10 protein-coding genes are annotated in these 11,270 nt (G+C 71.1%); all 10 read right to left on the bottom strand.

Annotation, left to right across the window (positions count from 1 at the left end; all coding sequences use genetic code 11):
• Positions 1 to 5: 5 nt before the first annotated feature.
• Complete coding sequence (locus AC0AIB_RS04795; protein ID WP_328345804.1) at positions 6 to 1,199, bottom strand: cytochrome P450; 1,194 nt, start codon at positions 1,197 to 1,199, stop codon at positions 6 to 8.
• Between the two features lie 37 nt (positions 1,200 to 1,236).
• The gene (locus AC0AIB_RS04790; protein WP_328345802.1) at positions 1,237 to 1,452 is read right to left on the bottom strand and encodes a DUF5988 family protein; all 216 of its coding nucleotides are present in this window, start codon (positions 1,450 to 1,452) and stop codon (positions 1,237 to 1,239) included.
• 132 nt (positions 1,453 to 1,584) lie between these two features.
• Positions 1,585 to 2,541, bottom strand: coding sequence for a Gfo/Idh/MocA family protein (locus AC0AIB_RS04785; RefSeq protein WP_328345800.1), 957 nt, complete (start codon positions 2,539 to 2,541; stop codon positions 1,585 to 1,587).
• On the bottom strand, positions 2,538 to 3,521 hold the full coding sequence (locus tag AC0AIB_RS04780; protein ID WP_328345798.1) for a Gfo/Idh/MocA family protein: 984 nt from the start codon (positions 3,519 to 3,521) through the stop codon (positions 2,538 to 2,540). Before AC0AIB_RS04780 ends, AC0AIB_RS04785 begins: the two co-directional genes overlap by 4 nt.
• 583 nt (positions 3,522 to 4,104) lie before the next feature.
• Positions 4,105 to 5,187, bottom strand: coding sequence for a cellulose binding domain-containing protein (locus AC0AIB_RS04775; protein WP_465096096.1), 1,083 nt, complete (start codon positions 5,185 to 5,187; stop codon positions 4,105 to 4,107).
• A gap of 150 nt (positions 5,188 to 5,337) precedes the next feature.
• Positions 5,338 to 6,210, bottom strand: coding sequence for a sugar phosphate isomerase/epimerase family protein (locus AC0AIB_RS04770; RefSeq protein ID WP_465096095.1), 873 nt, complete (start codon positions 6,208 to 6,210; stop codon positions 5,338 to 5,340).
• Positions 6,211 to 6,216: 6 nt separating this feature from the next.
• Positions 6,217 to 7,401, bottom strand: a complete 1,185-nt coding sequence (locus AC0AIB_RS04765) for an ABC transporter substrate-binding protein (RefSeq protein WP_328345792.1) — start codon at positions 7,399 to 7,401, stop codon at positions 6,217 to 6,219.
• Between the two features lie 12 nt (positions 7,402 to 7,413).
• A complete protein-coding gene (locus AC0AIB_RS04760; protein ID WP_465096094.1) occupies positions 7,414 to 8,397 on the bottom strand; it encodes an ABC transporter permease in 984 nt (327 codons plus the stop codon).
• A gap of 2 nt (positions 8,398 to 8,399) precedes the next feature.
• The gene (locus AC0AIB_RS04755; protein WP_328345788.1) at positions 8,400 to 9,374 is read right to left on the bottom strand and encodes an ABC transporter permease; all 975 of its coding nucleotides are present in this window, start codon (positions 9,372 to 9,374) and stop codon (positions 8,400 to 8,402) included.
• 115 nt (positions 9,375 to 9,489) lie between these two features.
• A complete protein-coding gene (locus AC0AIB_RS04750) occupies positions 9,490 to 11,001 on the bottom strand; it encodes a sugar ABC transporter ATP-binding protein (RefSeq protein WP_465096093.1) in 1,512 nt (503 codons plus the stop codon).
• Positions 11,002 to 11,270: the final 269 nt, after the last annotated feature.

Raw genomic sequence — 11,270 nt, 5'->3', positions numbered from 1 at the left:
AACGCTCACCAGCGGACGGGGAGGTTCTTCACCGCGAAGACGGAACCCTGCAGGCGCAGCGGCACCTCGTCGGCCGGGACGGCCAACCCCAGGTCGGGGAAGGCCTGCAACAGTGCCGACAGCCCGGTACGCAGCTCGATCCGGGCGAGGTTCTGACCGAGGCACTGGTGGACGCCGAAGCCGAACGCCACGTGGCCCGAGGTCTCCCGCTCGATGTCCAGTTTCGCGGGGCACCCGAACTTGGCCGGGTCACGGTTGGCCGCCGGCAAGGACACCGTGACGGTGTCCCCCTTCCTGATCAACTCGCCGTGGAGCTTGAGGTCCTCCAGCGCGGTGCGGTACGTGTGGTACTGGTTGACCGTCAGGTAACGCAGCAGTTCCTCGATCGCGGCGTCGAGCCTCGCCGGTTCCGCCCGGAGCAGGGCCAGCTGGTCCTGGTGGTGCAGCAGGGCGAACACGCCGACTGCCAGCGCGCTCTCCGTGGTCTCGTAGCCCGCGAACAGCAGCAGCGTGACGATGTTGCGTACCTCCTCCCCGGTCAGCTCCTCGTCGGCGACCAGGGCACTGATCAGGTCGTCGCCGGGCTGCTGTCGACGCCTGTCGATGACCTCGTCGAAGAACGCCCCCGCCTCGGCGTAGGCGGCGGCCGCGGCCGCCGGGTCCGCCTCGGCGTCGTGCAGGAGGATCACCGCGTGCAGATAGCGGTCGCGTTCCGCGTACGGCAGGCCGACCAGCTCGGACAACACCCGCAGCACCAGCGGCCGGGCGAAGGTCTCGACCAGGTCCACAGGTGCTCCGTGCGCCCGCATGACCTCGATCTGCTCGGCGGCGACGGCCTGCACGTGCGACGTCAACCGACTGGTCCGCCGGACGGTGAACTCCCCGGTCAGCAGCCGGCGGTACCGGGTGTGCTCGGGCGGGTCCATGTGGATGAACATCCCGGGGATCAACGGGTGGGTCGGGATCACCTGCCCCTGGTGCGTCACCGGGAAGTGACCGACCTCGCAGCTGTGGCTGAACCGCAGGTCGCTGAGGACCTCCCGCACCAGGTCGTAACTGGAGACGATCCAACCGACGTGCCCGTCCGGGTAGCGCATCCGGGCGAGCGGACGCTGTTCCCGCAGCTCGTCGAAGATCGCCGGCGGGTCGAACTTGTCGGTCCGCGCCCACGGCTGCTCGAAGGAAATGGCGTCGGTCATGGAATCCTTCTCCCTCGGAAAATGGTGGGTGAGCGGTTTATTCGGCGATTCTCGTGCGCCCGGCCCAGCGGAACACCGCCACCTCGCAGCCGTTCACCGTCCGGTACTCACCGTCGTGGACGAAATGCTCGTAGCCGGCCCCGTGTCGAATCTTGAGTGTTTGTCCCAACGCCGCCTCCGGGACGCTGCGCTGCGCCGACGACAGATCGACCGGCCCACCACTGAGGACGACTTCCACCTGTGTGACACTCATCTGGTCTCCCATTTCGCCGGGTCGTTTCCGCCTGAACCTGGGCACGCGATTCCCGCACCGACAATGTCGGCGCCATCCTCGCGAAAGGTGATCGACAGGTCCGGATCCCGAGGTCGGCCAGGGCCGACGTCGTCATCCGACGTCGACGGGCTGCCCGGTGCGCATCGATTCGTAGGCGGCCTGGATGATCCGCTGCGTGCGTAACCCGACCTCGCCGTCGGGGCCGGCTCCCTTGCCGGTGTCGATCGTGTCGAGGAATTCCCGGAGCATCAGCGGATACCGGTCCTCCCCACCCGTTTCCCGCCGCTCACCGCCGGTGGCGGCGTCGAACCCGCCGAGCAACCGGGGCGCGGCGTCGTACTCCACGCTCGCCCGGTCCCCGACGAGGGTCAGCGTCGGTCCGGCCGCCGGCGACCTGCTCCAACTGCAGTCGAGCGTGGCGACCACCCCACCGCGGTAGGTGACGGTGAGCACCGCGGCGCTCTCGACGCCCTGCCCCCCACCGAGCACGTCGTTCGCCTGCGCGTACACCCGCTCCGCCGGTGCCCCGTCGAGCACCGTGTCCACCAGGTCGAGCAGGTACGGGGCGTTGGCGGCGACGGCGCCCAGGCCGGCCACCGGCGGGGTGTGGTATGCGCCGTGGATGGTCGTCAGGGTGCCGACGACGCCGTCGGCGATCCCCCGACGGATCGCGGCGAACGCCTCGCCGTAGCAGGCCGGGGAGGCGAGGGTGAGCCGGACACCCGCCATGTCGCAGGCGTCCACCATCTCCTTGACGTCCGACTCGGTGAGCGCCAGCGGCTGTTCGCACAGCACGAACGCCTCCGCCTCGGCCATCCGCTCGACCACCTCCCGGCGACGGCCGACCTCCCCGGTGACCACGACGGCGTGTGGACGCCACTGCGTGACCTCGTCCCAGTCGTCGGCGTAGGGCACCCCGAGCTGTCCGGCGAGGGTCCGGCCCCGTTCCTGGTCGTCGGCGGTGCCGTCGGGGTCGGCGACGAGCAGTTCGACGTCGGGCAGGTCGTGCAGCAGACGGGCGTAGGCCTCGGCGCGCTCGTGCGCGAGGGACAGGACGGCGACCTTCATGCGGCTCCCTTCACAGGCAGTTCCACGGCGCGGCCGGTCCAGGCGGACTCCGCTGCCGCCTGGGTGATGCGGACCGCGGCCAGCGCGTCCCGGGCACCCAGTCGCGGTTCGGGGCCACCCAGGAAGGCCTGGGCGAACTCGCGCATCTCGGTGGCGAACACCGACCTGCCGGCGTAGCCGAAGCCGCCGGCCTCGCCGTCGGCCACCCGGACCTCCTGGGGCCACTCGGAGTCGTAGCTCACGCTGCCCCCGGTGCCCGCGACGTGGAACGTCACCCGTACCGGCGGCTTCGGCGTGGCCGTCCACCGGCTCACGATCTGGCTGATCGCGCCGTTGGCGTGGGTGAGGACGGCGGTGCCGGTCGCCACCGCCCCCTGCGGGGCCGGTGCGGCGATCTCGCCCTGGTAGCAGGCGTACACCCGGACCACCTCCCCGAAGATCCAGTAGGCCAGGTCCGCGCCGTGCAGCAGTTGGTCGGTCAGGATCCCGCCGGACCGCGCCGGCACCGACCCCGTCCAGGGCCTCGGGTGGTACGCGGAGAACTGGAACCGCGCGGTCGTGCCCTCGCCCAGGCCTCCGGACGCCACCAGCTCGTGCAGTCGCGCGAAAGCCGGCGCGAACCGTACGTCGTGGGCCGGGTAGAGCCGCACCCCGGCGCGCTCGGAGGCGTCGACGATCTCCTCGGCCTCTGCGGTGGTGGCCGCCAACGGCTTCTCGCACACCACGCCCACGCCTCTGGCCATGGCGGTCAGGGCGATCTCCCGGTGGGTGCCGGTCGGGGTGCAGATGTCCACGGCGTCGGCACCGTCCAACGCCTCGTCCAGCGAGCCCACGGCCCGCGCCCCGAACTCACGCGCCAACTCGGCGGCCCGGCCGTCGTCGGAACAGACCCGGACGGCCGCCCCGGCGCCGATCCACGCCTCCAGGTGCAGGCGCGCGATCAGTCCCGCGCCGATCAGAGCCACCTCAAGTTGTCGCATGGCAAGTCCAGACCTTCCCTCCAGCTGCCGGACCCACGGAACTCACAGGTACGGATCTATGCCTGGTTAGACTCGCCCACCCCGCTGGTCAGGGGCCATTACCAACGTGGGTAGTTCGGGCCGGTGACCAGGTCGCCGCGTTCCCGCCGGCCGCACCGGCCCGGCCCGGCGTACCCGTCGGCGCGGCTGGCGGGACCAGGCGGGGTGACCGTGCGGCACCGCAGACCCGACTGTCGAGTGCGCTTCCGGTCGACCGGGTGTGCTCGGTTCGGCCTCCGCTGGCGCGCGGTCCGGCGACGCCACAGGCGGACGCTGACGGTTCCGCAGGCGAGCGGGTGGTCCGGGTGGCTCAGGAAGCGTCGTCCGGGATGGTCTCCTCCGGGCGGCTACGGGGGCACTGATGAGGCGGCGCAGGGGCCGGAACATCCCGCTGCGGCACGCTGACCCCACCGCGGGCCGACTTCACGCCACCGACCGACCTTCCTCCCCCCGCCGCAGCGGCGTACCCCGACACCATCGCCGGGGTACGCCACCCGGGATCGGGCCCGCCTGCGAACCGCGGTGCCGCCGGGCACCTGGCGGCCTACCGGACGGTGAAAATCAGCGGGTTCGAGATGCCGACGCCCCCGTGGGAGTCGTAGACCCGGACGGTGAAGGTGGACGACGTGGCGGCCGCCAGGTCCACCGGGAACTGGTAGCGCTGCCCGCTGCTGGTCGTGGTCGTGGCCACCCGGGTCGTGCCGAGGTACAGCTCCGCCCGGCCGACGACGTCCCCGGCATCGGTGTCGGTGGCGTCCGCCACCAGCGTCACGGTCGTCGGTTCGAGGAAGTACGTCTGCCCGCCGGGGGTGCTCAGCGCCACCGCCGGCGGTCGGTTGGTGCCGGTGGACGCGGGCGTCACCACCGTGACCAGCCGCGGCGGCGCACCGCCGGACAGCGACTGGTCGGTGCCGGCGGAGACGTTCAGCACGAAGGTGGTGCTGGTACCGGGCTCCCCGGCCGGTGGGGTCCACTGGGTCTCGTACCGGTCACCGGCGGTCTTCACCCCCTGCGCCACAGTGACGCCGTTCACCCGGAACGACACCGAGGTGATGTAGTGGCCGCCGCCCACCGTCGCGGTCGCCGCCAGCGGGACGGGCCCCGGCCCGGTGTAGACCGCGCCGGCGGCAGGGCTGAGCCACGTGACGATCGCCGGATAGTCGGCGACCGGCGGCGTCGTCGTCGTCCCGGTAGGCGTCATGCTGGGCCGGACGCCGCCGGTGCAGGCGACACCGTTGAGCGTGAACGACGCGGGCACGGGGTTGTTGCCGAACCAGGAGCCGACGAAGCCGATGTTCACCGTGGCGTTGGTGCCCAGGGTCGCGTTCCAGCCCAGGTTCGTTGCGCTGACCTGCTGGCCCGACTGGCTCCAGGTGGCGCTCCAGGTCTGCGCGAGCAGCTGGTCGACGGCGGGAAAGGCGAACCGCAGCGTCCACCCGTTGACGGTGTCGCCCAGGTTGGTGATCGTGATGTCGGTGCTGAAACCACCGGTCCACTGGCTGCTGACGACGTAGTCCACCCGGCAGCCGGCCGCCGCGTTCGCCGCGCTGGACTGCGCGAGCACGGCGACCATCCCGGTCAGGGCGACGACGGCGGCCATGACGACGGCCGTCAGTGACTTCCTCATGACGCACCCCACCCAGTTAATATCGGTATCCATAAATGCGTATGCCGACTGTCCTGTGGTTCCACTTTCCTGTCAAGCCACCACCGACGGTCCTGCCGCCGGCAGGACCGTCGGTGGTCGGCCCCCGTACGGCACATCCGTCGAACCGCCTCAGCCGGCCGCGGCCGGCGGATCGGCGGTGGCCGCCCGGAGGTAGCGCAGGCCGTCGGTGGCGAGCCGGTCCTGCGAGGGGGCCAGTGGACGCCAGATCGCCGCGGCGGTGGCGATGGTCTCGTTCTCCGCCGTGAACGACTCGATGCAGAGCGCGCCCCGGTAACCGGTGTCCCGCAGCACGGCGAAGAAGCGCGGCCAGTCGAAGTGGTCCGCACCGGGTGCGCCCCGGTCGGTGCCGCTGACCTGGACGTGCTTGATGTGCGGGCCGGCGGCGGCGAGGGCCGCGTACGGATCGGACTCCTCGATGTTCATGTGATAGGTGTCGATCATGATGCCGACGCTCGACGGCAACCCGTCGATCAGCTCCACCGTCTGCGCGACGGTGTTGACCACGCTCGTCTCGTAGCGGTTCAGCGCCTCGACCCCGATGCTGACGCCCTGCTCGCCGGCCTGCTCGGCCACCGGCGTCAGCGCCCGCCGGAACTCCGCGTAGCAGGCCGCCCGCGCCGCCGCCGACATCCGCCAGGTGCGGCCGACCGAGGCGTACACCGGGCCGCCGACGCACGGCGCGCCGACGGCCGCCGCGGCAGTCACGCACCCCGTGAGGTACGCGACTGTCGACTCCACGACGGCCGGGGCGGCGTTCACCAGGTCCCGCCCCGGCGGGGTGACCGCGCAGACGCCGGCCGCGACCAGACCGTGCGCGGCCAACAGATCCCGGGTACGGGCCGGATCCCAGTCGCCGGGCTGTTCGATGGGCAGTTCGACCGCGTCGAAGCCGAACGACGCGATCCGCGGGACCAACTCGGCGAGGGCCGCGTCGTCGACAGGCGAGGCCCACACCCAGGGGTTGACACCGATGGTGTACACCGGGACCTACTTCCAGCGCTGCGGGTAACCGGGCAGGTCGGTGCAGCCGCACATCGCGTAGTGCAGCGGCGGCATGTCCGCGTCGAGGTACTGGTCCAGATTGTCCTGGGTGATTGTCGGCTGGGGCAGCTTCCACGGGCTGGACACCTGCTGGCCGTCGAGGATCCGCAGCGCGGCGACGATCGGCGTACGCCACTGGTAGGTCGGGTAGGTCGGCGCGATGGCGGTGAGCTTCTTGTCCTTCCAGATCTTCAGGAAGTCGAGCTGGTCCTCGCCGTTGATCGGCGGCACCGGCTTGCCCGCGTCCTGGAACGCCTCGACCGCCGCGACGGCGACCGCGCCGGCGTCCATCCAGACGCCGTCGATGGTGCCGTACCGCTGGATGTAGTCGTCGACGATCTTCTTGGTCTTGGCCGGGTCGCCGTCGGTGAACTCGACCCCCACGACGTCCACCTTCGCCTTGTCGAACGCCACCTTCGCGGCCGACCAGCGGGTTTCCAGGACGTCGACGCCGGGCAGGATCCGCAGGGCGAGGACCTTACCGCCGGGCTTCATCTTCTGGCTGACGAACTCGGCACCGACGTGGCCGAAGCCGTAACCGCCGATCGGGTTGATGAACGTCACCGGGCACTTCGTGTCGACGCCACGGTCGAACACGACCACCGGCAGCCCGGCCTTACAGGCCGCCTCGACGGCCGGGGTGAGCGTGGCGGTGGTGTTCGGCGAGACGATGAGCGCGTCGCAGCCCTTGCCGAGCAGGTCGTTGATGTCCGCGATCTGCTTCTGGTCCTTGCCCTCGGCATCGACGTGCACGAACTCCTTGATGCGGCTCTTCTGCGCCTCCACCTCGGCCTGCATGGTCTTGAAGCCGACCTGCCGCCACGGATTGTTCAAGGCCGCGTTGGAGAAACAGATCTTGTGCGGCCCGGCCTTCCTGAACTTCGCGGTGTCCACCATGGCCGGATTGAGCACCTGCTCCCACGGCTTGTCCGCCGCGCCGGTCGGGGTGGCGCCGAGCAGCGCCAACTCCGCGTCGTAGTCGGCCTGCACGAAGAACTTCGACTGCTCCCCGGTGCCCGACCCGGCGGCGGAGGAGGAACCGCCCGAGGGCCCCGCGCCCGGTTCGTCGGTGGCACAGGCGGTGAGGGACAGCAGGGTGACGGCGGCCAGCGCCGCCATGGAACGTCGCACTATGGATTCCCCTTATCGTGACGAAGAACGGGTTGCCGAGACCGCCACGGCGAGCAGGATGATCGCGCCCTGGACGGTGGACCTGAGGGCGCCGGAGACGCCGTAGAAATTCATCAGCGCGAACAGCAGTTCGAGGGTCAACGCGCCGAGCATCGCGCCGACGACCGAGCCGCGCCCCCCGCCCAGGGCGACGCCGCCGAGGACGACAGCGGTGATCGCACCGAACTCCAGGCCCGCACCGGACTGGAACGACACCCCGCTGTAGCCGCCCAGCAGGATCGCCGCCACGGCCGCCGCCAGCCCGCTGAGGATGAAGGCGACGGTCCGGGTACGCCAGACGCGTACCCCGCTCAGCTGCGCGGTGCGCGGGTTGTCGCCGACGGCGACCAGGGTCCGGCCGAAGTCCGACCGCATCAGCAGCACCGCGAGCACCGCGACGGCCACCAGGACCAGCAGCGCGTACGGCACCCGGCCGAGCAGCGGCACGTCCTCGACCGCCCGCCGGCCGAACCGCCGGAACTCCTCGGAGAGACCGCCCTTCGGCGCGCCGTCGGACCACAGGTACACCGCGCCGACCAGGATCAGGAACATGCCGAGGGTGGTGATGAACGACGGCACCCGCAGGCGTGTCGTGATCAGGCCGTTGACCAGCCCGACCAGCGCCCCGAAGCCGAGCAGGAGCAGCACCACCGGCCAGGTGCGGGCCGGGTCGCCGTCGATCAGCCGGGCCGCGACCACCACCTGGGCGGTGACCAGCGAGCCGACGGAGAGGTCGAACTCGCCGGAGACGATCACGAAGTACTGGCCGGCGGCGAGCAGGATGATCGGTGCGGAACGCCCCAGGAAGGACATCAACGACGGCGGGTCGAGGAAACTGGGCTGCCGGATGCCGACGAGCACCAGCAGCACCGCGAGGATGGCCAGGATCGGCAGCACCCCGCCGGGGCGAAGCCGGACACGGCGCAGTGACAGCGGACGACGCTGGACGAGCTGCATGGCTAGGCCGCCGCCTTTCGCAGAGCCCGACGGGCGTAGACGGCGACCGCGGCGATGATGATGACGCCCCTGATCACCTGCTTGAAGAACGCGTCGACCTCGAGCTGGTTGAAGATCGCGTCGATGCTGGCGAGCAGCAGCACCCCGCCGACGGTGCCGACGACACCGCCGCGCCCACCGGCGAGCGCGGTCCCGCCGATCACCACCGCGGCTATCGACTCCAGGTCGTAGAGGCCCTCGGTGCCCACCCGGGGCGCGCCCGAACCGAGCCGGCTGGCCAGGTAGATCCCGGCGAGCCCGGCACACAGCGAGCACAGCACGTGCGCGGTGACGAGCACCCGGTCGTTGCGGACGCCGGAGAGCCGGGCGACCTCCGGATCACCGCCGACGGCGACCAGGTGGTGACCGAAGCGGGTCCGGGACAGTACGAACCAGGCCGCCGCGGTCACCGCGAGCAGCAGCAGGAACGACAGCGGCACCGGGCCGACGCGCTGATAGCCCAGCGACTGCACCAGGCCGGGTGAGGTGCTGCCGGCCGGGCCGTCGTAGTTGCTGTCGAGGTACCCCTTGAGCAGCAACCCGACGCCGAGGGTGGCGATGAACGCGTTGACCCGGAACCTGGTCACGAGCAGCCCGTTGAGCAGTCCGACGCCGGCACTGACCGCCAGCGCCAGGCCGATCGCCGGCAGCAGCGCGCCGTCGCTGCCGTTCATCGTCTCGGCCGCGACGAGGGTGCTCAGGCTGATCACGTACGCCACGGAGAGGTCGAGCGAACCGCCGAGGATGACCAGGGTCTGGCCGACGGCGACGAACCCGAGACCGGCGGCGACGTGCAGCAGGCTCACCGTCGTGGACTGGTTGAACAACTGGCCGCCGTCGACCAGGACGACCAGCCAGCCGATCGCGAGGGTGAGGGCCAGCGCCACGAACACGCCCGGCACCGGCCGTCGGGCCGGCAACAACGACAACACGCTCACCGGACGGTCTCCATTCGCGACTGCGGGGCTCGCAAACCCGGCTCACTCCTCGCACTCACCAGAGCCATCCCCGTTCGCGACTGCGGGGCTCGCAAACCCGGCTCACTCCTCGCACTCACTGGGCGCCAGCCCTCACGTGGCCTACGGCCAGGGCGACCGCGTCCTCCTCGGTCGCGCCGGCGGGCAGCTCGCCGGCGATCCGGCCGTCGCGCATGACGACGATCCGGTCGCTCATCCCCAGCAGCTCGGGCAGGTCGGACGAGATCATCAACACGGCTGCGCCGTCGCGGGCCAGCCGGCGGACGAGATCGTGGATGGCCGACTTCGCGCCCACGTCGATGCCCCGGGTCGGCTCGTCGAAGAGCAGGACCTGCGGGTCGAGCGCGAGCCAGCGGGCCAGCACGACCTTCTGCTGGTTGCCGCCCGACAGGAAACGGATCTCCTGGTCGTCGCCGGCGGCGCGGACCTCGACGGCGGCGAGCAGCTCCCGCACCCGGGCGGTACGGGCGGCGCGACCGGACCGGGCCGCGAAGACCGCCCGGCTGGCGAGCAGCGCGTTGTCGAGCACCGACTGTCGGGGCACGATGCCCTCCCCCTTGCGGTCCTCGGTGACGTAGGCGATGCCGGCCCGCATCGCGGTCCGGGGCGAGCGCAGCCGGACCGTTCTGCCGTCGAGTGTCACCTCGCCGGTGGTGAACGGGTCGACGCCGAACAGCGCGCGGGCCAGCGCGGACCGCCCGGCGCCCTGGAGACCACCGACGCCGAGCACCTCCCCGGCTCGCAACTCGACGTCGATGCCACGCAGTTTCCGGTTCCCCGCGTCGCGGGCGGTGAGCCGCACCGGGCCGAGGTCGGCGGGGCGGGCCCGGTCCGGGTAGTAGCTGGACAGCTCCCGGCCGACCATGTGCCGTACCAGGGTGTCGGTGGTGGTGTCGGCGGTGTCCACGGTGGTGACCCGGCGGCCGTCCTTGAGGACGGTGATCCGGCCGGACAGGTCGAAGACCTCGGTGAGCCGGTGCGAGACGTACAGCAGGCCGATGCCCCGCTGCTGGAGCCGGCGTACCAGGCCGTAGAGCAGTTCGACCTCGTGGTCGGCCAGGGCCGCGGTCGGCTCGTCCATGATGAGCAGCCGGGCGTCCAGGGCGAGCGCCTTGGCGATCTCGACGACCTGCTGCTGGGCGACGCCGAGGCGGCCCACCTGGGCGTCGGCCGCGAGGGTGGTCTCCCCGATCGAGGCGAGAAGCCGGCTGGTGCGGTCGAGCATCGCCCCGCGGTCGACCAACCCGCGGCGCACCGGCTCGTGTCCCAGGTAGACGTTCTCCGCGACGGTGCGCTCCGGCAGCAGATTGAACTCCTGGTGGATGATGCCGACCCCGGCCCGCTGCGCGTCGCGCGGGCCCCGGAAGACGCGCGGTTCACCGGCGACCTCGACGGTGCCCTCGTCCGGGGCGTACCCGCCGGAGGCGATCTTCATGAGGGTGGACTTGCCGGCGCCGTTCTCACCGACGACGGCGTGCACCTCGCCCGGCGCGACGTCGAGGTCGACACCGTCGAGGACGCGTACCCCGAGGAAGGACTTGCCGATCCCCCGGAGGGTGAGCAGCGACGCCGGTGGTGGGTCTGACATTCCGGGAACCCTCACAGAAAGTAGTCATCGACGTGATCGCCACCCCACGTCCGGCTCGTGCACGGAGTCGGACGGGAGTACTTTCGCTGTCTGCCACGGGTGCTTACGTCTCGTCGAAGCAAACTTTCCTTGACATCGACGAAACATCACACGTATGAAGATAGATGTTTCGATGCTTGTCCACAATCCTCCTCCCGATGCAATTCCCAGGCACGCCCCCGATCAGCACCGCCGCCGCGTCGAGGGGTCCGCAGCCGGCTGCCACCAAC

The organism is Micromonospora sp. DSM 43699, assembly GCF_055517075.1.
This window is presented reverse-complemented; position numbering and strand designations above follow the sequence as displayed.